16 protein-coding genes and 1 pseudogene are annotated in these 22,826 nt (G+C 74.7%); 11 read left to right on the forward strand and 6 right to left on the reverse strand.

The window, feature by feature from the left end:
- Window positions 1-73 precede the first annotated feature (73 nt).
- Complete coding sequence (locus RVR_RS22470) at window positions 74-1,195, forward strand: GuaB3 family IMP dehydrogenase-related protein (protein WP_202235570.1); 1,122 nt, start codon at window positions 74-76, stop codon at window positions 1,193-1,195.
- A gap of 138 nt (window positions 1,196-1,333) precedes the next feature.
- On the opposite strand, the gene RVR_RS22475 is transcribed toward RVR_RS22470, so the two are convergent.
- Window positions 1,334-1,966: a hypothetical protein gene (locus tag RVR_RS22475; protein WP_202235572.1), complete on the reverse strand. Its 633-nt coding sequence runs from the start codon at window positions 1,964-1,966 to the stop codon at window positions 1,334-1,336.
- 225 nt (window positions 1,967-2,191) lie between these two features.
- The gene (locus RVR_RS22480) at window positions 2,192-3,472 is read right to left on the reverse strand and encodes a nucleotide sugar dehydrogenase (RefSeq protein WP_202235574.1); all 1,281 of its coding nucleotides are present in this window, start codon (window positions 3,470-3,472) and stop codon (window positions 2,192-2,194) included.
- A 322-nt stretch (window positions 3,473-3,794) separates the two neighbouring features.
- Here RVR_RS22480 and RVR_RS22485 point away from each other — a divergent pair, with 322 nt between their 5' ends.
- From RVR_RS22485 to RVR_RS22510, 6 genes are all read left to right on the forward strand, one after another.
- The gene (locus tag RVR_RS22485; RefSeq protein ID WP_202235576.1) at window positions 3,795-5,501 is read left to right on the forward strand and encodes a glycerol-3-phosphate dehydrogenase/oxidase; all 1,707 of its coding nucleotides are present in this window, start codon (window positions 3,795-3,797) and stop codon (window positions 5,499-5,501) included.
- Window positions 5,502-5,554: 53 nt separating this feature from the next.
- Window positions 5,555-7,243, forward strand: a complete 1,689-nt coding sequence (locus tag RVR_RS22490) for a serine/threonine-protein kinase (protein ID WP_202235578.1) — start codon at window positions 5,555-5,557, stop codon at window positions 7,241-7,243.
- Window positions 7,244-7,445: 202 nt separating this feature from the next.
- Window positions 7,446-9,302 carry a serine/threonine-protein kinase gene (locus RVR_RS22495; RefSeq protein WP_202235580.1) on the forward strand — a complete coding sequence of 619 codons (1,857 nt, stop codon included), beginning with the start codon at window positions 7,446-7,448 and terminating at the stop codon, window positions 9,300-9,302.
- 161 nt (window positions 9,303-9,463) lie between these two features.
- A complete protein-coding gene (locus RVR_RS22500; protein WP_202235582.1) occupies window positions 9,464-11,605 on the forward strand; it encodes a protein kinase in 2,142 nt (713 codons plus the stop codon).
- 145 nt (window positions 11,606-11,750) lie between these two features.
- A complete protein-coding gene (locus RVR_RS22505; protein ID WP_202235584.1) occupies window positions 11,751-13,388 on the forward strand; it encodes a succinic semialdehyde dehydrogenase in 1,638 nt (545 codons plus the stop codon).
- A 91-nt stretch (window positions 13,389-13,479) separates the two neighbouring features.
- Entirely contained in the window at window positions 13,480-15,354 is a 1,875-nt protein-coding gene (locus RVR_RS22510; RefSeq protein ID WP_202235586.1) for a GMC family oxidoreductase, read from the forward strand.
- A 348-nt stretch (window positions 15,355-15,702) separates the two neighbouring features.
- Here RVR_RS22510 and RVR_RS22515 read toward each other — a convergent pair whose 3' ends face one another.
- A complete protein-coding gene (locus tag RVR_RS22515) occupies window positions 15,703-15,969 on the reverse strand; it encodes a chorismate mutase (protein WP_202235588.1) in 267 nt (88 codons plus the stop codon).
- 357 nt (window positions 15,970-16,326) lie between these two features.
- On the opposite strand from RVR_RS22515, the gene guaA reads away from it, so the two are divergent.
- Both guaA and RVR_RS22525 read left to right on the forward strand, forming a co-directional pair.
- Window positions 16,327-17,928, forward strand: coding sequence for a glutamine-hydrolyzing GMP synthase (gene guaA, locus RVR_RS22520; protein ID WP_202235590.1), 1,602 nt, complete (start codon window positions 16,327-16,329; stop codon window positions 17,926-17,928).
- 122 nt (window positions 17,929-18,050) lie between these two features.
- A pseudogene (locus tag RVR_RS22525) lies at window positions 18,051-18,521 on the forward strand (DoxX family protein); the annotation flags it as partial.
- Window positions 18,522-18,564: 43 nt separating this feature from the next.
- Here RVR_RS22525 and RVR_RS22530 read toward each other — a convergent pair.
- Window positions 18,565-18,792, reverse strand: coding sequence for a hypothetical protein (locus RVR_RS22530; RefSeq protein ID WP_202235592.1), 228 nt, complete (start codon window positions 18,790-18,792; stop codon window positions 18,565-18,567).
- On the reverse strand, window positions 18,789-20,207 hold the full coding sequence (locus tag RVR_RS22535; protein ID WP_202235593.1) for a PspC domain-containing protein: 1,419 nt from the start codon (window positions 20,205-20,207) through the stop codon (window positions 18,789-18,791). Before RVR_RS22535 ends, RVR_RS22530 begins: the two co-directional genes overlap by 4 nt.
- 155 nt (window positions 20,208-20,362) lie before the next feature.
- On the opposite strand from RVR_RS22535, the gene RVR_RS22540 reads away from it, so the two are divergent.
- Complete coding sequence (locus tag RVR_RS22540; RefSeq protein WP_202235594.1) at window positions 20,363-21,664, forward strand: ATP-binding protein; 1,302 nt, start codon at window positions 20,363-20,365, stop codon at window positions 21,662-21,664.
- Window positions 21,661-22,344: a LuxR C-terminal-related transcriptional regulator gene (locus RVR_RS22545; protein WP_202235595.1), complete on the forward strand. Its 684-nt coding sequence runs from the start codon at window positions 21,661-21,663 to the stop codon at window positions 22,342-22,344. The genes RVR_RS22540 and RVR_RS22545 overlap by 4 nt, the downstream gene beginning before the upstream one ends.
- A gap of 106 nt (window positions 22,345-22,450) precedes the next feature.
- On the opposite strand, the gene RVR_RS22550 is transcribed toward RVR_RS22545, so the two are convergent.
- Window positions 22,451-22,771 (reverse strand): hypothetical protein, encoded by a 321-nt coding sequence (locus RVR_RS22550; RefSeq protein ID WP_202235596.1) that lies wholly within the window; start codon window positions 22,769-22,771, stop codon window positions 22,451-22,453.
- Window positions 22,772-22,826: the final 55 nt, after the last annotated feature.

The following is a 22,826-nucleotide window of genomic DNA, read 5'->3' on the forward strand; positions in this document are numbered from 1 at the left end:
GGTGGGCGGAAGCACCCGCTTCGGGGGGACCCGCCATACTGGGGAGCGCTGGACGGACAGAGAGGCGTAGCACGTGACAGAGATCGAGATCGGGCGGGGCAAGCGGGGCCGCAGGGCATACGCGTTCGACGACATCGCCGTGGTGCCCAGCCGGCGGACCCGGGACCCCAAGGAGGTCTCGATCGCGTGGCAGATCGACGCGTACCGCTTCGACCTGCCCTTCCTGGCCGCGCCGATGGACTCGGTGGTGTCCCCGGAGTCGGCGATCAGGATCGGCAACCTGGGCGGCCTCGGGGTGCTGAACCTCGAGGGCCTGTGGACGCGGTACGAGGACCCTGAGCCGCTGCTCGCCGAGATCGCCGAGATCGACGACTCGCGGGCCACCGCGCGCCTCCAGGAGATCTACGCCGCGCCGATCCGCGAGGAGCTGATCGGGCAGCGGATCAAGGAGGTCCGCGACGCCGGGGTGACCACGGCGGCCGCGCTGTCGCCGCAGCGCACCGCGCAGTTCTCCAAGGCCGTGGTGGACGCGGGCGTCGACCTGTTCGTGATCCGCGGCACCACGGTGTCGGCCGAGCACGTCAGCGGGTCGCACGAGCCGCTGAACCTGAAGCAGTTCATCTACGAGCTGGACGTGCCGGTGATCGTCGGCGGCTGCGCCACGTACACCGCGGCGCTGCACCTGATGCGGACCGGCGCGGCCGGCGTGCTGGTCGGCTTCGGCGGCGGCGCCGCGCACACCACGCGGAACGTGCTCGGCATCCAGGTGCCGATGGCCACCGCCGTCGCGGACGTCTCGGCGGCCCGCCGGGACTACATGGACGAGTCCGGCGGCCGGTACGTGCACGTGATCGCGGACGGCGGCTTCGGCGCCAGCGGCGACCTGCCGAAGGCGATCGCGTGCGGCGCGGACGCGGTGATGATGGGCTCGCCGCTGGCCCGCGCCACCGACGCGCCCGGGCGCGGCTTCCACTGGGGCATGGAGGCGGTCAACACCGAGCTGCCGCGCGGCAAGCGGATGAACCTCGGCACCGCCGGGACCACCCAGGACATCCTGCTCGGCCCGTCGCACGCCCCCGACGGCTCGATGAACTTCTTCGGCGCGCTGCGCCGCTCGATGGCCACCACCGGCTACTCGGACCTGAAGGAGTTCCAGCGGGTCGAGGTCACGGTGTCGCCGACCCACCACCGCTGACGCACCGCCGCCGGCGTGCGGCCGGGCGGCCCGCCCGGCCGCACCGGCGAAGGGGCCCGTACCGCTGCGACGCGGTACGGGCCCCTTCGCCATGCCGCCGGGAGCGGCGGCCGGGTGGTCGGGTGGTGCGGTGGTCGCTCAGTTCTCGCCCATGCGCTTGGCCAGACCCGCGGCCGCGACCGCGGCGAACACCAGGAAGAACACCCGCATCGCGCCGAAGTCCGACTTCCACGCCTTGAACAGGATGCCGAAGTGGTGGAAGAGCAGCGTGGCCACCGAGATGCTGCCGCCCTGCTCGCTGGCGTAGTGGCTGATGATCAGGGCGCCGCCGAAGATCTCGCCGAACATCACGGCGAGCACCGCGAGCACGGCCGCGAGGATCGGCATCGCGACGGTGCGGCCGCCGACCTTGCCCATCACCACGCCGATCAGCGCGCCGACCGCGAGAGCGGCGTAGCGGAACTCGACGGTGGTGCCGTCGCTCTTGGCCAGGGCGCGCAGCAGGCCGCCGTAGGCGAGTGCCGCGACCAGGGCGACCGCCACGCCGGCCACGATGCCGAGGCCGATGTTGTCGCGCCGCTGGGCGACGGCCGGCGGCGGGTACGCGTTCGGGTTGAAGGCCGGCGCGACCTGCGGGCCGCCGTAGGGGCCCTGCGGCTGGCCGTACGGGTTGCCGGCCGGCGGCGGCCCGTAGGGGTTGCCTCCCGCCGGGCCGGGGGCGAACGGGTTCTGGCCGGAAGGCTGCTGCGGAGGTGGGAAGTTGGCGCTCACGAAAGGTTCCCCCGGGGACGGAAGCGGGTATCGCACACGGTTGCGTCCGTGCGATCAGTGACGCCGAAATCTAGTAGTGGGGGGCGACAATCGGACAAGATGCTTGATCCGCTCGTTACAGGACCACGACACGCCCGCACAACCCCCGCCCCACGCGGCCCTGTCGCCCCGTGCCCGGGTGCGGCCGGGTGGCGCGACACCGCGGAGCTTCGAACGGGACGGCCCTCAGAGCCGGGCGGCGGCTCCCGCGGGGGTCGCGCCCCTGGTGTCGAGCAGGAGTTGGGCCTTGACCGCCAGCCCCTGGAGGTCGTAGGTGCGGTGGTGCTGGAGCAGCAGCGTCAGGTCGGCGTCGGCCGCGGCCTCCCACAGCGAGTCCGCGCGCGGCACCGGACGGTCGAGAACGCGCCACTGCGGCACGTACGGGTCGTGGTAGCACAACTGCGCGCCCAGCTCCGTCAGCCGGGTGCCGATCTCCCGGGCCGGTGCGCCCTCCTGGTCGGCGAGGTCCGCCTTGTAGGTGACGCCGAGCAGCAGCACCCGGGCGCCGCGCAGCGACTTGCCGTGCTCGTTGAGCAGGGTCGCGGCGCGCTGCACCACGTAGCGCGGCATCCGGCCGTTGACCTCCTGGGCGAGTTCCACCATGCGCAGCGGGTGGCCGGGGGTGCGCGGGCGGCCGCCGCCGGCGCCGCCGGTGAAGTGGGGCGCTGCGTTGGGGTCCAGCGCGACCGCGTGGCCGCCGACGCCCGGCCCGGGGCGAAACGCCTGGAAGCCGAACGGCTTGGTCTCCGCGCAGCGGATCACGTCCCACAGGTCGACGCCGATGTCGTGGCAGTACACCGCCATCTCGTTGGCGAAGGCGATGTTCACGTGCCGGTAGTTGGTCTCCAGCAGCTTGACCGCCTCCGCCTCGCGGGGGCCGCGGGCGCGCACCACCCGCTCGCTGAGCCGGCCGTAGAACGCGGCGGCGGCCTCGGTGCAGGCGGGGGTGAGACCGCCGACCACCTTCGGGATGTGGGACAGCGGGTAGGCGCGGTTGCCGGGGTCGAGCCGGCTGGGGGCGTAGGCGAGGTGGAAGTCGCGGCCGGCCCGCAGCCCGCCGGCCTCGATCAGCGGCCGCAGGTACTCCTCGGTGGTGCCCGGGTGCACCGCCGACTCCAGGACCACGGTGGTGTGCGGGCGCAGGTGGCCGGCGAGCGCCCGGGCGGCGGCGGCGACCGCGGTCAGGTCCAGCGCGTTGTCCTCGCCGAGCGGGGTGGGCGCGCAGATCACCGCGGTCCTGACCCGGCCGAGCACCGCCGGGTCGCTGGTGGCGCGGAAGCCGCCGGCCAGCATCCGGCGCAGTTCGGCGGCGGCCAGGGTGCCGGGCGGCACCCGGCCGGCGTTCACGTCGGCGGCCACGGCCGGGTCGGGGTCGTAGCCGATGGTGCCGACGCCGGCGGCGGTGGCCGCCTGCGCGAGGGGGAGACCGGTATGGCCCAGTCCGAGTACGGCGAGGTCTGCGGGCACGGTTTCCGGTCCTCTCCCTGGAGCCGCCCTCCTGGCGAGACGTGCGCACGGGGTCACGAAGGGCTTTAAAGCAGGCTAACCAGACAATTGACTGATATGACCGCACGGCGCGCCGGGCAGCGCTGGCCGGTCGGCGCCGGGGCGGTCACTATCGGAAGGAGCGGGTAGGCGCGAGGTGGCCGGTCACCGGCCGCGCGCCCGGCCGCCGCACCGGCCGCGGCGCCAGCGCGAGGGCGCGGGCGCGGGCGGCACCGACGACCGGACGGCAGCGAGACAGCGACACACCGAGCGACACCGTAGCGACGCAGTCACGGAGGCACGGATGCGGACGACATCACTCGGCCCGGCGGAGAGGGCCCAGGCTCTGGCCCGAATGGCCGAGCACGAACTGGACATCCTGGTCGTGGGCGGCGGCGTGGTCGGCGCGGGCACCGCGCTGGACGCCGCCACGCGCGGCCTGTCCGTGGGCCTGGTCGAGGCCCGCGACTGGGCGTCCGGCACGTCGAGCCGGTCGAGCAAGCTCATCCACGGCGGCCTGCGCTACCTGGAGATGCTGGACTTCGCCCTGGTCAGGGAGGCGCTCAAGGAGCGCGGGCTGCTGCTGGAGCGGCTGGCCCCGCACCTGGTCAAGCCGGTGCCGTTCCTCTACCCGCTCCAGCACAAGGGCTGGGAGCGGCTGTACGCGGGCTCCGGCGTGGCGCTCTACGACGCGATGTCGATCTCCTCCGGCCACGGCCGGGGCCTGCCCGTGCACCGCCACCTCAGCCGCCGGCACGCGCTGCGGGTGGCGCCCGCGCTGCGCAAGGACGCCCTGGTCGGCGCCCTGCAGTACTACGACGCCCAGGTCGACGACGCCCGCCTGGTGGTGACGCTGGTGCGCACCGCGGCCTCCTACGGCGCCGTGGCCGCCAACCAGGCCCGCGTGGTCGGCTTCCTGCGCGAGGGCGAGCGGGTGGTCGGCGCCCGGGTCGAGGACCTGGAGGCGGGCGGCGAGTACGAGATCAGGGCCCGGCAGGTGGTCAACGCCACCGGGGTGTTCACCGACGACACGCAGGCGCTGATCGGCGAGCGCGGCCAGTTCCACGTCCGCGCCTCCAAGGGCATCCACCTGGTGGTGCCCAAGGACCGCATCCACTCCACCACCGGCCTGATCCTGCGGACCGAGAAGAGCGTGCTCTTCGTCATCCCCTGGGGCCGGCACTGGATCGTGGGCACCACCGACACCGACTGGGACCTGGACAAGTCCCACCCGGCGGCCTCCAGCGCCGACATCGACTACCTGCTCGGCCACGTCAACTCGGTGCTCTCCACCCCGCTGACCAGGGACGACGTCCAGGGCGTGTACGCGGGCCTGCGGCCGCTGCTGGCCGGGGAGTCCGACGCGACCAGCAAGCTGTCCCGCGAGCACACCGTGGCCCACCCGCTGCCGGGCCTGGTGGTGGTGGCCGGCGGCAAGTACACCACCTACCGCGTGATGGCCAAGGACGCGGTGGACGAGGCGGTGCACGGCCTGGACCGCAAGGTCGCCGGCTGCTGCACCGAGGAGGTGCCGCTGCTGGGCGCCGAGGGCTACCAGGCGCTGTGGAACGGCCGGGCCCGCACCGCCGCCCGCACCGGCCTGCACGTCGCCCGGGTGGAGCACCTGCTCAACCGCTACGGCACGCTCGCCGAGGAGGTGCTGGCGCTGATCGCCGACGACCCCTCGCTCGGCGACCCGCTGCCGGCCGCCGACGACTACCTGCGCGCCGAGATCGTCTACGCCGCCAGGAGCGAGGGCGCCCGCCACCTGGAGGACGTGCTGACCCGCAGGACGCGCATCTCCATCGAGACCTTCGACCGCGGCACCGGAAGCGCCCGCCCCGCCGCGGAGTTGATGGCGCCGGTGCTGGGCTGGGACCAGGCGCAGATCGACCGGGAGGTCGAGTACTACGAGAAGCGCGTCGAGGCCGAGCGCGAGTCCCAACTGCAGCCCGACGACCAGACCGCGGACGCCGCCCGGTTGGGCGCTCCCGATATCGTGCCTCTCTAGGCGCCGAGTTCGCCTGGGCGCGAGCCGGGAGGCGCCCGCGGGGAGGGCACGACATGGATGGGGCCGGACACGGCGACGAAGGGCGGCTCGTCGCGGGCCGCTACCGGCTGCTCGAACGCGTCGGCCGGGGCGGGATGGGCACGGTGTGGCGGGCCGAGGACGAACTCCTCGGCCGCCTGGTCGCGGTGAAGAAGCTGCACTCGCCGCAACCGCACATGGACGACGAGGAGTTGGCCACGCTCTTCGAGCGCACCCGGCGCGAGGCGCGGGCCGCCGCGCGGATCAGCCACCCGAACGTCGTGGTGGTGCACGACGTGGTCGACGACGCGGGGCTGCCGTCCATCGTGATGGAGTACGTCCCCTCGGTCACGCTGGGCGAACGCCTCAAGGAGCAGGGCCCGTTGGAGCCCGCCGAGGCGGCGCGGGTCGGCCGCGGCATGATCGCCGCGCTGCGCGCCGCGCACCGCGCCGGGGTGCTGCACCGCGACGTCAAGCCCGGCAACGTGCTGCTCGGCGGGGACCAGCGGGTCGTGCTCACCGACTTCGGCATCGCGCAGGCGTCGGGCACCTCCACCCTGACCCGCACCGGTGAACTCATCGGCTCCATCGACTTCCTGAGTCCGGAACGGATACGCGGCGTGCCGCCCGGGCCCGAGGCGGACCTGTGGGCGCTGGGCGCGACGCTGTACCAGGCGGTGGAGGGCTCGTCCCCCTTCCGCCGCCCGACCGCCATCGAGACGGCGTACGCCATCGCCGAGGAGCCGGTGCGGCCGCCCGCGAAGGCCGGTGCGCTCATCGGCGTCATCACCGGGCTGCTCGCCAAGGAGCCGGGCGACCGGCTGTCGGCCGACGAGGCCGAGCGGATGCTGCGGGTGCCGGCGGCCGACTCGGACACCACGCGGGTGGACCGCGGGCGCTTCGAGTCGCCGCCCGGCCAGACCACCACCACCCGCGTCGCGCCGTACGCCCCGGCCTCCCACGCCGCGCCCCCCGGCCCGGCGACGGGCCACCCGCCGTCCGGCGGACCGGCCGGGGGCCTCACGGCACCGCCGGGCGGGCCGGGCGGAGCGCACGCGGTCCCGCCACCCGCCGGGGGCCGAAGGCACCGGGCGCTGCCCTGGATCGCCGCGGCCGTGGCGGCCGCCGTGGTGATCGGCGGCGCGCTGTACGCCGTCCACCGCGCGAACAGCTCCTCGGCGGAAGCCGACCCGGCGCCGACCGGTACGTCCGGGACGGCCTCGCCGTCCACCGCCCCGACCGGCGGGCAGACCACGCCCGCGCCGCCGCTCCCGGCCGGCTACCGGCTGGCCGAGGAGGACCACGACGGCTACCACTACTCCGTGCCGGTGCCCGACGGCTGGAAGCGGACCACCCCGAACGGCACCGACGAGGTCGACTGGGTCACCCCCGACGGCCTGGTCGGACTGAAGGTCGACGCGCTGCCCTTCGCCAGTACCGACCCCCTGGAGCACTTCCAGGAACTGGAGCCGCAGACCGAGCAGGCCGTCGGGGACACCTACCACCGGGAGCGGATGGACCGCACCGTGCGCCTCGGCCAGCAGGCCGCGCTGTGGGAGTTCACCTTCCAGGGCAAGGCCCGCGCCTGGCACGCCATCGACCTCGGCTTCGGCCGGCCAGGCGCCACCGAGTACGCGATCTACCTGTCGGCCCCCGACGCCCAGTGGCAGAAGTGGCGACCGGTGTTCGACAACGCCGTCGCCGGATTCCGGGCCGCCGACTGACCTGCCGGGTTCGCAACCACCTTCCCCGGTCGGGGATGATGGGAGCCGAACCGCCCGACAACCGCCGCCGGTGCCGCAGTTGGCGGCTGCCCCGACCGCGCCGCGCGCAGCGGCGCCCGGTGCGCGCCGCCGCCCGGCCCGGCACCCGCCGGAACGCGGCGCCGGAAGGCACGGCACCGGTCAGACACGACAGAGGGATTCCATGAGCGAGGACGAAGGCACCGACGGACGCGTGCTCGCCGACCGGTACCGCCTCGGCGGCGTGCTCGGCAAGGGCGGCATGGGCACGGTGTGGCGCGCGGTCGACGAGACGCTCGGCCGCAACGTCGCCGTCAAGGAGCTGCGCTTCCCCGGCAACGTCGACGAGGACGAGAAGCGCCGGCTGGTCACCCGCACCCTGCGCGAGGCCAAGGCCACCGCGCGCATCCGCAGCACCGGCGCCATCACGGTCTTCGACGTCGTCAAGGAGGACGACCGGCCGTGGATCGTCATGGAGCTGGTCGAGGGCCGCTCGCTGGCCGACGCGATCCGCGAGGACGGCCCGCTCAGCCCCCGGCGCGCCGCCGAGATCGGGCTGGTGCTGCTCGACGTGCTCAGGGCCGCGCACGCTGAGGGCATCCTGCACCGCGACGTGAAGCCGTCCAACGTGCTGCTCGCGGAGGCCGGCGACGACGAGGCGGGCCGCGCCTCGGGCGCGGGACGGGTCGTGCTCGGGGACTTCGGCATCGCCCTGATCGACGGCGACCCGTCGGTGACGTCCACCGGCATGCTCGTCGGCGCGCCGTCGTACATCTCGCCCGAGCGGGCCCGCGGCCAGAAGCCCGGCCCGCCCGCCGACCTGTGGTCGCTGGGGGCGCTGCTGTACGCCTCGGTCGAGGGGCATCCGCCCTACGACAAGGGCTCCGCGATCGCCACCCTCACCGCGGTGATGACCGAGCCGGTCGGGCCGATGCGCAACGCCGGACCGCTCGCCGAGGTGATCACCGGGCTGCTGGTGAAGGACCCGCAGCGGCGGCTGGACGACGCGGGCGCGCGGCGGCTGCTGGACGCGGTGGTCAACGCCCCGGAGGAGCCGGCCGCGCCGGCCGCGGACGCCACCCGCATGATGGCGCTCCCGGCGGCCCCGCCGGCCGCGGGCGCTGCCGCCGACCCCCAGCCGGTGCCCACCGACGCACCGCCCGCCGCCCGCAAGGCCGCCCTCGACCAGGCCAGGGCGCGCGAGGCGCTGCGGTCGCTGCGCAAGGCCGCCGACCGCAAGGCGCCCGCGGGACCGGGCGCGGCGGCGCCGGCCGGACCGGCCCGCGCGCCGCTGAGCGACGTGGTGCCGCGCCGCACCCTGGTGATCGTGATCGCCGTGGTGCTGGTGGCGCTGCTCGGCACCCTGATAGGCGTGGCGGTGGCCAACTCCGGCGGCGGCGACGACAAGGGCGGCAAGGGCGCGCCGAGCGGCACCCCCAGCACCTCCATCAGCGCCACCGGGCGCAACGCGGCCGAGACGACCGGGCAGGCGCAGGACCCCGACGGCGCCACCGGCGGGCCCGCCACCACCGCCTCCACCAAAGCGCCGTCCTCCGCTTCCCCCTCCACCTCGTCATCCGGCACCGGCACCCTCCCCGCGGGCTGGCACGTCTTCAAGGACTCCGAGGGCTTCTCCATCGCGCTGCCCGCGGGATGGAAGCGGGTCGGGGACGACGGGTACGGCGTCGGTTCGCGCTTCAAGGGCAGCGGCGGCGAGAACCTGCTCGTGGACTGGACCCACCACCCGGGCAAGAGCGCGCTGGGCAACTGGCGCACCTCGGCGGCCGCCGCGCCCGGTTCGATGCCGGGCTACCACCAGATCAAGGTGGTGTCCGCGGACTACCGCGACTACGACGCGGCCGACTGGGAATACACCCGGCAGGAGCAGGGTAAGGCCGTACATGTCCTGAACCGCGGCATGGTGACGGACGCGAAGCACGGCTACGCCCTGATGTTCACCACCCCGGCCGGCGCGTGGGGCGACGACGCGAACGCGAAGCGGCTCGCGACCTTCTTCAGTACCTTCAAACCGGCCGAGTGACGGGGCCGAAGCACGTATGGTGAGTACGTGTGGACTGTCCGCAGCCGGATACCGACCGTCTCGTCGTCGGAGGTGTCCGGACCTGAAAGGGCCTGACCGTTTCGGGGGTCCTTCCAGGACGCGGGCGGATGAGCGAACGGGCGGGCCGGAAGGGGGGCGCCGTGGAGGAGTACGCAGGCCGGGTGCTCGCTGAGCGCTACCGGCTGCCCCGGCCGCCCGCCGACGGCTTCGAACTCGTGGAGAGCCGCGCCTTCGACACCTACAGCGGCCAGGAGGTCCTGGTCCACCAGGTGCTGCTGCCCGAGGTGGTCAGCGCCGAGGACGGCCCGGACACGGCGGGCGACGACGGGCTGGACGAGAGCGCCCGGCGCGCCCTGGAGGCGGCCCGCAGCGCGGCCGCCATCCCCGACCACCCCCGGCTGGTGCAGGTCTTCGACATCTTCGTCGAGGACGGCAGCCTGTGGATCGCGAGCGAACTGGTGTCCGCCCGGTCGCTGGCCGCGATGCTCGCCGAGCGCCCGCTCGACGCGTACCGCGCCGCCGAGGTCGCCTCCGACGTGCTGACCGCGCTGCGCGCCCTGCACGCCACCGGCTGGACCCACCGCAACGTCACCGCGAGCACCGTCCTGGTCTGCGACGACGGCCGGGCCATGCTCGCGGGCCTGGCCGCCGGCGCCGCCCAGGAGGCGCTGTGCGGGTACGACCCGGTGCCCGAGCAGGTGCTCGCCGGCGGCGGTGAGGCGGAGTCCGACGACTGGCACGGCCCGCGCTCCGCGCTCGAACAGGAGCGGGCCCGGCAGAACCGCATCACCGTGGTCGGCGCCGTCACCGAGCGCTGGGCGCCGGAGCAGGCCCACGAGGTGCACGAGAACTGGCGGCTGTCCCCTCCGGTGGGCCCGGCCGCCGACCTGTGGGCGCTCGGCTCGCTGCTGTTCCGCAGCGTCCAGGGCCACCCGCCCTTCCCCGAGGAGAGCGCGGCCGAACTCGTCCAGCTTGTCTGCGCGGAGCCGCCGGCCTTCGCGGAGGAGTGCGGCCCGCTGCGGCCGGTCGTGGAGTCGCTGCTGCGCCAGGACCCCGAGGAGCGGCCGGAGGCCGAGGAACTGGGCGGCTGGCTGCGCTCGCTGATCCGCTCCGCGCCCGAGCCGGACGTCGGCGTGGGCACCGTGCAGGTGCCCACCGACCCGGCGAAGCTGCCGGTGAAGCGGCGCCGGGGCGAGCTGGTGCGCCGCCGCCGGAAGGCGGCCGCCGCGGCGGAGGCGGGCGGCACCCGGCACCGCCGGCACGCCCGCGGCAAGGAGGCCAGGGCCGGCCGGCCGCCGAAGCCCCCCAAACTGCCGAAGCCCGCGCAGGCGTCCGGCCCGGCCGGCGCCCTGGGCATGTCCGGCCTGGGGGCGGCACCCGCCGGCGCCACCGCGACCACCGCGCCGATGGAGGCGGTCCGCCCGGCGCCGCCGCCCCGGCCGCCGCGCCCGGCCGTGCCGGCGCAGCCCGCCGCGGCCCGCGGCCAGCGGCCCGCCGCCCGCCCGCCCATCCACGAGGAGGACGTCGTCTACCGGCGTCCCGACGGCAGCGACGAGTCGCCACGCCGGCTCGGGGTGAAGCTGCTGATCGCGGTGCTGGTGATCCTCGCGGCCGCGGTGGCGTACGCCCTGCTGGTCATGCCGCACCGCGGCGACGGCTCCGGCGCGAAGGCCGACCGCAGCGTGCCGGCGTCCATGCCCAAGCCCGGCGCCGGGAAGTCCGACGGCAAGGGCGGCGCCTCCACCGCGCCCGGGTCCGGCACCTCGGCGCCCGCCACCACGCCGCCGGCCAAGCCCACCACGTCGGCGCCGGCCTCCCCGGCCGGGCCCTCGCTCGGCCCGGACTTCGCGCTGCGGCACGACCCCGCTGGCTTCTCCGTCGCGGTGCACACCGGCTGGCAGCGCTCGGGCCCCAACGCGCAGGACGAGGTCACCTACGCCGGCGACGACCTCCAGCTGACCGTGGTCCCCGGCCGCGACCGGTCCTCCGCGCGCGGCAGCGACCCGGTGGCCTACCAGCTCGACGAGCCGGAGCTGTCCGACTTCCGCTCCTCGGCCTGGTCCTCGGCGTCGGGCCTCCAGTCCCTGACGCTCGACGGCCACCCGGCGGCGGAGGGCGAGTACACCTACCGCAACTCCAGCGGCCAGGGCGTGTACGCGCGCAACCTCGCCCTCCTGATCGACGGGAAGTACCACGTCGTGCTGGTCACCGGGCTGGACAGCCAGCGGGCCGCGGTCCAGCAGGCGTTCGACCGCGCCGTGGAGACCTACAGCGCCGGCTGACCGCCGTTCCGCCCACCTATTCGACCCCTTCTGAGCTGCGAAGATCATCACGATGCCATCACATGCTGGCGCGATCGTGGAAGTCCCGCAGAAAAAAGCTACTGATGGGTACCCACGGCGGTCCGGCCGCCGTACCCTCACCGGCATGACGGATTCGCCGGAAAGCGTGACCCGCAGTGCATCCCTCGACGGCGGCGGCGCCGACAACCCCGTCGCCCCCCGGCCCGCCGTCGCGCGCGGCCCGCGCGACGTCGTCACCCCCGACCTGGTCGCCCGGCTGACCGCGGGCGTGCTCGGCTCCGGCCGTACCGCCGGCCACACCCCGCTGACCGGCGAGAAGCTCGCCGACCTGCCGGAGGCGACCCCGGACGACGTCGCCGAGGCCTACCGCCGGGCCCGCGCGGCCCAGGCCGGCTGGGCGGCCACCCCGGTGCGCGAGCGGGCCCGGGTGCTGCTGCGCTTCCACGACCTGGTGCTCGCCCGGCAGGCCGAGGTCCTGGACCTGATCCAGGTGGAGACCGGCAAGGCGCGGCTGCACGCCCACGAAGAGGTGCAGGTGGTCGCGATGTCCGCCCGGCACTACGGCTTCCGGGCGCCGGCCTACCTGCGGCCGAAGCGGCACACCGGGGCCGTGCCCGCGCTCACCAGGGCACTCGAACTGCGCCAGCCGCGCGGGGTGGTGGGCCAGATCTCGCCCTGGAACTACCCGCTGGAACTGTCCGTCGGCGACGCGCTGCCCGCCTTCGCGGCCGGCAACGCGGTGGTGATGAAGCCCGACACCGAGACCGCCCTGACCGCGCTGTGGGCCCGCCGGCAGCTCATCGAGGCGGGGCTGCCCGAGGACGTGTGGCAGATCGTGATCGGGGAGGGCCCGGTGGTCGGCCCCGCGGTCGTCGAGCACGCCGACTACGTCTCCTTCACCGGCTCCACCCGCACCGGCCGCGAGGTCGCCCAGCGCGCCGCCGCCCGGCTGGTCGGCGCCTCGCTCGAACTCGGCGGCAAGAACGCCCTGCTGGTGCTGCGCGACGCCGACCTCGACCGGGCCGCCGCCGGCGCGGTGCGCGCCTGCTTCGCCTCCGCCGGGCAGTTGTGCATCTCCATCGAGCGGCTGTTCGTGCACGAGTCGGTCGCCGACGCCTTCACCGCGAAGTTCGTCGCGCTGACCCGGTCGCTCAAGCTCGGCACCGCGCTGGCCTACGGCGCGGGCATGGGCTCGCTGGTCGGCCGCCGGCAGCTCGACGTGGTCAGCCGGCACGTGGACGAGGCCCGGGAGAAGGGCGCCACGGTGCTCACCGGCGGACGCCCGCGCCCCGACATCGGCCCGTACGTCTACGAGCCGACCGTGCTCGACGGGGTCGAGGCGCCGATGGCGGTGTGCACCGAGGAGACCTTCGGCCCGGTGGTGTCGGTCTACCGCTTCGCGGACGAGGACGAGGCGGTCGCGCGCGCCAACGCCACCGAGTACGGGCTCAACTCCAGCGTGTGGACCCGCGACGTCCGCCGCGGCACCGCGATCGCGACCCGGCTGCGCTCCGGCACGGTCAACGTCAACGAGGCGTACGGCGCGGCCTATGGCAGCGTGCGGGCGCCGATGGGCGGCATGAAGGACTCCGGGCTCGGCCGCCGCCACGGCTCGGAGGGCATCCTCAAGTACACCGAGGCGCAGACCGTGGCGGTGCAGCGGCTGATGCCGATGGGCCCGGCGTTCGGCATGGACGACGAGAAGTACGCGGCGCTGCTCAACGCGTCGCTGCGGCTGATGAAGGCGCTGCGCATCCGCTGAGCGCCCGCCGGCGCCCAGCAGCCCGGCCCGCCCGGCGCACCCGCCCGGGCCGACGGCCGCGGCATGACCGACCGACCCTCCGGAGGACCAGGTGGCACAGGCAGACGGCAGCGACGACGGCTACGACTTCGACGTCGTCGTCGTCGGCTCGGGCTTCGGCGGGGCGGTGTCCGCGCTGCGGCTGACCGAGAAGGGCTACCGGGTCGGCGTGCTGGAGGCGGGCCGCCGCTTCGCCCGCGACGAGCTGCCGAAGAACTCCTGGGACGTGCGCAACTACCTGTGGGCGCCCTCGCTCGGCCTCTACGGCATCCAGCGCATCCACGTGCTCGGCAAGGTGCTGGTGCTGGCCGGCGCGGGCGTCGGCGGCGGCTCGCTGAACTACGCCAACACCCTCTACGTCCCGCCGGCCGCCTTCTTCCAGGACCGGCAGTGGGGCGCGATCACCGACTGGCAGCAGGAGCTGGCGCCCTACTACGACCAGGCCCGGCGGATGCTCGGAGTGCGGCTCAACCCGACGATGACCCCCTCCGACGTCCACCTCAAGGACGCCGCCGACAAGATGGGCGTCGGGGACACCTTCCACCTCGCGCCGGTCGGGGTGTTCTTCGGCGACGGGCGGGACGCCTGCGGCGGGGAGGACGCCGGCGGCGAGGGCGACGGGACCGGCGGGCCGAGCGCGGCGCCCGGCGAGGAGGTCGCGGACCCGTACTTCGGCGGCGCCGGGCCGCGCCGGCGGGCCTGCACCGAGTGCGGCGAGTGCATGACCGGCTGCCGGCACGGCGCGAAGAACACCCTCAACGAGAACTACCTCCACCTCGCGGAGCAGGCCGGCGCCGAGATCCGGCCGATGACGACCGTGGTCGGGCTGGCCGAGGACCCCGAGGGCGGCTACCGCGTCACCACGGTGCCGACCGACCGGCGCAGGAGGGGCGCCCGGGAGGTGCTGCGGGCCCGCCAGGTGGTCGTCGCGGCCGGCACCTACGGCACCCAGACCCTGCTGCACGCCATGCGGGACGCCGGCCGGCTGCCGCGGATCTCCCGGCGGCTGGGCGAGCTGACCCGGACCAACTCCGAGGCACTGGTGGGCGCGCAGACCTCCGCGTCCCGCTACCGCAAGCGCTACCCGGACCGCCCGCTGGACTTCACCCGGGGCGTGGCCATCACCTCGTCGGTGCACCCGAACGCCCACACCCACATCGAGCCGGTCCGCTACGGCCGCGGCTCCAACGCCATGGGCAACCTGTCGATCATGGCCGCGCCCCACCGGGGGAAGCTGCCGCGCTGGGCGGAGTTCGCGGTCAACTACCTGCGGCACCCGGCGGTCGCGTTCCGCTCGCTGTCGAACTTCCGGTGGTCGGAGCGGACGATCATCGGCCTGGTGATGCAGACCAGCGACAACTCGCTGACCACCTACCGCAAGCGCAAGGGCCCGGGCAAGGGGCTGCTGACCGCCCGTCAGGGCCACGGCGCCCCCAACCCGGTGCACATCCCCGAGGGCGCCCGGGCGGCCGAGCTGATCGCCGACGAGATCAACGGCTTCGCCGGCAGCAACATCGGCGAGGCCACCGACCGGCCGATGACCGCGCACTTCCTGGGCGGCTGCCCGATCGGGGCGGACGCCGAGCAGGGCGTGATCGACCCGTACCACCGGCTGTTCGGGCACCCGGGCATCCATGTGGTCGACGGCGCGGCGGTCTCGGCGAACCTCGGGGTCAACCCGTCGCTGACGATCACCGCGCAGGCCGAACGGGCGATGTCGCTGTGGCCGAACAAGGGCGCGCCGGACCCGCGGCCGGCCCAGGGCGAGGAGTACCGCCGGATCGCCGCGGTCCCGCCGGCCGCCCCGGCCGTGCCGGCGGACGCCTTCGGGGCGCTGCGGCTCCCGCTGCTGCCGGTGCCCCGGGTGCCGAAGGCGGAACGGGAGTCGAAGGCGGAGCGGGCGCCGAAGGTGCCCAAAACGCCCTGAACACGCTGTAATGTGTGACTCGCAGAGCGGCCGGTCCCGGGCGTCCCCGGGAACCGACCGCCTCTTTCAGAGTCGTGACCAGGCTGCTGTCCCCTGCCGTCCGGCCACTTCGACCGGTGCGAGGTCCCACGGCGGCCACAGTGCCGCGGCCGCCTCATCGCACCGGCTCACACCCCGCCTAGCTGCGTCTAGACGGTGTCCCTCTCCACGCGTGGTGTGGGGTGACCGCCCCTGGCTGGCACGGACACCACCTCCAACGAAAGGGCCGTCGGCCGGTCACGTGCCGTTCGGGTGATCCCCCTCGAAAGGTGACGCGCGGGCGTGGCGGTCATATCGTCCTACCCGGCCTCATGCCCGGCCGCGGCCCAGTTCCAGCAGCGTCATCGCCAGCGCGGTACCGGGCCGGCCGAGCGCGTCGCCGTACGCCCGCAGCACCTCCATCTCGCGGGCCAGGTGCAGCCGGCGGCCGCCGGCGCCCATCCGGGCCCGCTGCACCTCCTGCGACACCCCCACGCGCTGGCGGACCAGGTCGATGATCCGTGTGTCGAGGTCGTCGATGCGCTGCCGGGCGTCGGCGATGGTCTGCTCGGTCTCGGGGGGAAGGGTGTCGGTCACGGTCTGCTCCTCGGGTCGGTGGCACGTCGGTCACGACCCGGGCCGCGGTCCGGGGAAGCGACAGGCGCCCCGGGCCGAGTGGCCCGGGGCGCCTGGAGGTCGCTTGCTTCAGCTCACGCGACGCGGCCATGGCAGCCGGACCGGCCGGTGCCATAGGTAAACGCGAAGGTGTGCGGGTGCATGGCGCCCAGTATGGACCACGGACCGGGGGCGGGCGCAAGGCGGGGCGGCGGCGAGAGGTGCCCGGGGCCGGGGCCGGGCGGACCGCGCCCGGGGCCGGCGGGCGCCGTCCGAGGACCGCTGCGGCGCTGGGTAGACTGGGCGGCACGCTCCCGTACTCTCGCCGGAAGGCCGCCCGTGTCCTCAGCGACCCCAGCCGACCCCGCTCCCCACGGCGCCGCCGCCGACACCGTCCTGGTCGTGGACTTCGGCGCCCAGTACGCCCAGCTCATCGCGCGCCGGGTGCGCGAGGCGCGGGTCTACAGCGAGATCGTGCCCTCGTCGATGCCGGTCGCCGAGATGCTGGCCAAGCGGCCGCGGGCGATCATCCTGTCCGGCGGCCCCTCGTCGGTCTACGAGCCGGGCGCGCCCCGCCTGGACCGCGAGCTGTTCGAGGCCGGCGTCCCGGTGTTCGGGATGTGCTACGGCTTCCAGCTCATGGCCACCGTGCTCGGCGGCACCGTCGACAACAGCGGCGCGCGGGAGTACGGCCGGACCGCCCTGGAGGTCTCCAGGCCCGGCTCCACCCTCTTCGAGGGCACCCCCGACCGGCAGGAGGTGTGGATGTCCCACGGCGACGCCTGCTCGGCCGCGCCGGAGGGCTTCGCCGTCACCGCCAGCACCGACGTCGTGCCGGTCGCCGCGTTCGAGAACGACGAGAAGCGGCTGTACGGCGTGCAGTACCACCCCGAGGTGATGCACTCCACGCACGGCCAGCAGATCCTGGAGCACTTCCTCTACCGCGGCGCCGGCATCACGCCGGAGTGGACCACCAGCAACGTGGTCGACGAGCAGATCGCCGCGATCCGCGCCCAGGTCGGCGACCGCCGGGCCATCTGCGGGCTGTCCGGTGGGGTGGACTCCGCGGTCGCCGCGGCCCTCGTGCAGCGCGCCATCGGCGACCGGCTGACCTGCGTCTACGTCGACCACGGCCTGATGCGCAAGGGCGAGACGGAGCAGGTCGAGAAGGACTTCGTGGGCGCGACCGGGGTCCGGCTGAAGGTCGTGGACGCCTCGCAGCGCTTCCTCGCCGCGCTCGACGGGGTCTCCGACCCGGAGCAGAAGCGCAAGATCATCGGCCGGGAGTTCATCCGGGTCTTCGAGCAGGCGCAGGCCGAGATCGTCGCCGAGGCGCCGAACGACCAGCCGGTGGAGTTCCTGGTGCAGGGCACCCTCTACCCGGACGTGGTGGAGTCCGGCGGCGGCACCGGCACCGCCAACATCAAGTCGCACCACAACGTCGGCGGCCTGCCCGAGGACCTGGAGTTCGCCCTCGTCGAGCCGCTGCGCATGCTCTTCAAGGACGAGGTGCGGATGGTCGGGCAGGAGCTCGGCCTGCCCGACGAGATCGTCCAGCGGCAGCCGTTCCCCGGCCCCGGCCTGGGCATCCGCATCGTGGGCGCGGTCACCCGGGAGCGGCTGGACCTGCTGCGCGAGGCCGACGCCATCGCCCGCGAGGAGCTGACCGCGGCCGGACTCGACCGCGACATCTGGCAGTGCCCGGTGGTGCTGCTCGCCGACGTCCGCTCGGTCGGTGTCCAGGGCGACGGCCGCACCTACGGCCACCCGGTGGTGCTGCGCCCGGTCTCCTCCGAGGACGCCATGACCGCCGACTGGTCCCGGCTGCCCTACGACGTGCTGGCCCGGATCTCCACCCGGATCACCAACGAGGTCGCCGAGGTCAACCGGGTCGTGCTCGACGTCACCAGCAAGCCGCCGGGCACCATCGAGTGGGAGTGACCGGCCGGGAAAAGTAGCGCCGCGGTGAGTCGCGGCGCCCCGGCGTACGTACCTCCCCCTGACGCCGCTGCACCGGAAGACGACTTCCACCCCACCAACAGCGGCGGGAGAGGCGGAAGAAGATGCTGGAGACGTGGCGGGACACCGCGCGCCGGTACGCGCTGCTGCCCTTGCGGATCTTCCTGGGGGTGACGTTCGCCTACGCCGGGCTGGACAAGCTGACCAGCGACACCTTCTTCACCGACTCGGCGAACGGCTCGCTGCTCCAGACCCTGCACGGTGTGCGGGACTCGGCGGCGATCCCGGGGCTGGTCGACCTCGCGCTGAAGGCGCCGCACGGCTTCGGCTACGCGATCGCCTTCGGCGAGCTGGCGGTCGGCCTCGGCGTGTTCTTCGGGCTGCTCGGCCGGGTGGCCGCGCTCGGCGGGGCGCTGATCTCGCTGAGCCTGTGGCTGACGGTGAGCTGGTCCACCACGCCCTACTACTACGGCAACGACCTCGCGTACCTGATGGCCTGGCTGCCGCTGCTGCTCGCGGGCACCCCGTACCTGTCGCTCGACCTGCTGATCAGGAAGCGCCGCAGCGGAGCCGGCCCGGGCACCGCCTCCACCGGGACCGACCGTGCCACCGCCGCGGCTACCGCCGGGGGGACCGGCGCCTCCGCAGGGCGCGTGCGGTCCGCACCCCCTGCGTGACGACCGCCGTCGCCGCGACCAGGCCGAGGCCCGTGCCCGCGATCGGGATCGTGCGGTGCGGGTCCGACAGGTCCCAGACCCCGAGCACGTCGAGCAGGAAGAACCCGGCGAGCGCGACCAGCACCAGGCCCATCGCCAGCGCCGCCGGTTCGAAGCGGTGCCGCCTCACCGGACCACCCGCACGTCTCCGGCGGTGACGTCGACCCGCAGGTCGACGGTCCCGTCCGACGCGGTGCCCGGCGCCGGGCCGAAGACCTTGGTGTCGTGGGCCCCGGTCTTGACGTCCACTCCGCCGTGCTCCTCTCCGGGCAGCATGAGCTCGCCGACGCCGATGTGGTAGCGCAGCACCACTGTGGCGTGCGCCGGGAGCCGCACCAGCGCCTCGCCGGCCCGCACCCTCAGCCGGGTGCTGACGGTGCGGCCGGCCAGCGACGTCCTGCGCAGGTCGAGGACGACGTGTCCGGCGCCGCGTTCGTACGAGGGCCGGACCGCGGTCGCGGAGGCCGGCGCCCAGCGGGTGGTCCAGCCGGTGCCGTCCTTCGGCAGCCAGGCCGTGCCGACCAGCCCCGCGACGGTCAGCAGCGACCAGAACGCGGTCAGGCCGCGCGGCCGTCCCGCGAAGGACGCCACGAGGTAGGCGGCGCCGAACACGAACAGCGCGGACACCAGCCCGATCTCCGCGCTGCGGCCCACCGACGTGCGCGGCAGCGCGACCGAGGTGCCCACACCCGCGGCCGTCGCCGCCAGTACGAAGGCCGCCAGCCCGAACGGCCACGTCCGCTCCCGGCGCGCCGCCCTGCGCCGCTCCCGCCACGCCTGCCGGTCCGCCTCCTCGTACGGGCCGTCGTCCGGGCCCCACAGGTAGGGCGGTGCCTTCGTCAGCGGGTCGCGCCACCACGACGGGGTGCTCCCCGGCCCGGGCGGCGCCTGGGCGGCGGGCGGCGCGTCCGCGACGGACCCGGCCGCCGCCGGCGGGGCCTCGCCGGCCGCCCGCATCCGGGACCGCTGCTGCGACCAGTGGACGGCGGCGACCGTGGCGACCAGCAGGATCAGTGAGAACGCCTGGCTGGCGCCGTTGCCGAGCAGCGAGGCGTACAGCCCGCAGCCGACCAGGGCCATCAGCACCGCGGTCAGCGGCGCGCCCTCGATCCGGCCGGACAGCAGGCGGTGCGCCTCGCTCTCCTCCTCGTCCTCCTGCGGGACGACCAGCCAGCCCAGCCCGTAGATGATCAGGCCGATGCCGCCGGTCAGCGCGAGCACCGCGAGCACGATCCGGATGATGACCGGGTCGACGTCGAAGTAGCGGCCGGCCCCGTGGCAGACACCGGCGAGCACCTTGTCGTCGCCGTGGCCGCGCCGGAGCTTCGGGCGGCCGGGGTCCGTGCCGCCGGTGCCCCCGTCGGCCGCGCGGGTGGCGCCGGTGCCGCTGTCCCCTCCGCTTCCGCTGTCCCCTCCGCTTCCACTTCCGCCTCCGCTTCCGTGGCCGCCCGGGCGCGTGCCGGCGGGGTCGGCGCCGACCCGGGTGGCGCCCGGGGGGCCGCCGGGCGCCGGGGCCGCGCTCGGGTCGGTGGGGTCGTCGGTCATGCACACCATGGTCGCCGGTCGCGCGCCGCACCGGCACCCGGCCCGACCCTGGTGCGACCCTGATCCCGCCCCGGACACCGGCTGGGGGTTCGCCGGCCGCCCTACGGGGGTTCACCCTGATGCCCCGCGGGACGTGCCTGTGTGACGATCGGGGTATGTCAGCCAGCCCCCCGCCGCCGCCCGGACCGTCCGGCGGCGTCTCCGGAGCGTCCTTCCTCGCGCCCCCGCAGCCCGGTGCGGACGGGGTGCGCAAGCTCTACCGCAGCTCCGAGGGCCGGATGGTCGGCGGTGTGGCGCGCGGACTGGCCGGCCACCTCGGGCTGCCCGTGCTGTGGGTGCGGGCGCTGTTCGTCCTGCTCGCCGTCTTCAACGGCATCGGCATCCTGCTGTACGCGGTGTTCTGGTTCTTCGTCCCGCTCGGGGTCGGAGGCGTCGCGGAGGCGAAGGAGCCGCGCGACGCCCGTTCCTGGCTGGCCGGCAAGCGCCCCGACAAGGGCCAGGTGATGGCCCTGATCGCGCTGGCGGTCGGCACCGGCATCCTCGTGGACAACCTCAACCTCGGCGCGGCCAACCGCGCGGTGTGGCCGCTGCTGGTGATCGGCGTCGGCGTCGCGCTGGTGTGGCGGCAGGCCGACAACGCCCGCAAGGCGCGCTGGGTCGAGATGAGCCACGGCAAGCGGTTCTGGCCGCTGGTGCGCGCGGCCGGCGGCATCGTGCTGGTGATCGCGGGCGTGACCGGGTTCATCGTGGTGCGCGGCTCCGGCGGCCACCTCGGCGGCATCCTCCAGGCCGCGCTCGCGGTGCTCGTCGGGGTCGCGCTGATCGCCGGCCCGTACCTGGTGCGGATGACACAGGACCTGTCCGCCGAGCGCCTGCTGCGCATCCGCGCCCAGGAGCGCGCGGAGGTCGCCGCCCACGTGCACGACTCGGTGCTGCACACGCTCACGCTGATCCAGCGGCACGCGGAGGAGCCGCGCGAGGTGGCCCGGCTGGCCCGGGCGCAGGAGCGCGAGCTGCGGGCCTGGCTCTACCGCCCCGAGGGCACCGGCCGCGACGACGAGCCGACCACGCTGGCCGAGGCGGTACGGGCGGCCGCCGCCGAGGTGGAGGACGCGCACGGTGTGCCCGTCGAGGTGGTCTGCGTCGGCGACTGCCCGCTGGACGAACGGCTGGTGGCGCAGACGCAGGCCGCGCGCGAGGCGATGGTCAACGGTGCGAAGTACGGTGGCGACGGCGCGGTCCAGGTCTACGCCGAGGTGGAGGAGGCGAGGGTGTTCGTCTCCGTGCGCGACCACGGTCCCGGTTTCGACCTCGACCGGGTTCCGGACGACCGCATGGGCGTAAGAGAATCGATCATCGGACGGATGCGGCGCAACGGCGGCGAGGCCCGGCTGCGGCCCGCGCCCGGCGGCGGCACGGAAGTCGAACTGGAGATGGAGAGGGTGGCGGCGGCATGACTACGCCCACGGGAGACGAGCGACGGGTCCGGGTGGTCCTCGTCGACGACCACCGCATGTTCCGCACCGGGGTCCAGGCGGAGATCGGCGTCACCGCGGAGACCGGGGTCGAGGTGGTCGGCGAGGCGGCGGACGTGGACCAGGCGGTCACTGTCGTCACCGCGACCCGGCCCGAGGTGGTGCTGCTCGACGTCCACCTGCCCGGCGGCGGCGGGGTGGAGGTGCTGCGGCGGTGCGCCGCGCTCAGCGCCGACCCGGACCGGCCGGTGCGCTTCCTCGCGCTGTCGGTGTCCGACGCGGCCGAGGACGTGATCGGCGTCATCCGCGGCGGCGCGCGCGGCTACGTCACCAAGACCATCACCGGCCCCGACCTGGTCGACTCGATCTTCCGGGTGCGCGACGGCGACGCGGTCTTCTCGCCGCGGCTGGCCGGGTTCGTGCTCGACGCCTTCGCGTCCACCGACGCCCCGCCGGTGGACGAGGACCTCGACCGGCTCACCCAGCGGGAGCGCGAGGTGCTGCGGCTGATCGCGCGCGGCTACGCGTACAAGGAGATCGCCAAGCAGCTGTTCATCTCGGTGAAGACGGTGGAGTCCCACGTCTCCGCGGTGCTGCGCAAGCTCCAGTTGTCCAACCGGCACGAGCTGACGCGGTGGGCGACGGCGCGCCGGCTGGTCTGAGGCAGCCGGTCCGGGGACGGCCGGTCCGGAGAGGGCCGGTCTGGGGACGGCCGGTCCGGGGACGGGCGTCCCGCCGCCACCCGGGTCCGCCGCCCCGCCGTCGTCCTCAGCCGTCCTCGTCGTCGGTGGGCCAGACCAGGGCGTAGTTGGGGGTGTGGGCGGTGCGCTGCTCCACCGGGGTGTGCAAGGAGTCCATGGGGACGTCCTCGGGCACCGCGCAGCGGCTGAGGTGGACGCCGGTCAGGCAGCTCCCGCACCAGAAGGACGCGTATCCGACGCGGTCGGCCGGCAGGCCGCAGAAGGTCAGGTTCAGCTCCGGCGTACCGCAGTTGGGACAGTGCACGTCGGGCGCGGCCTCGGGCAGCCGGTCGTAGCGCTGCCGGAAGGCCGCCATCCAGTCGCCCCAACTCGCCTCCAGGGCTTGCATCCGTGGTTCTCCCGTCGGGTCGGCTCATCGGGCGAGCGTAGACACTACGCCGGTG

This window comes from Streptomyces sp. SN-593, assembly GCF_016756395.1.
Classification (GTDB): domain Bacteria; phylum Actinomycetota; class Actinomycetes; order Streptomycetales; family Streptomycetaceae; genus Actinacidiphila; species Actinacidiphila reveromycinica.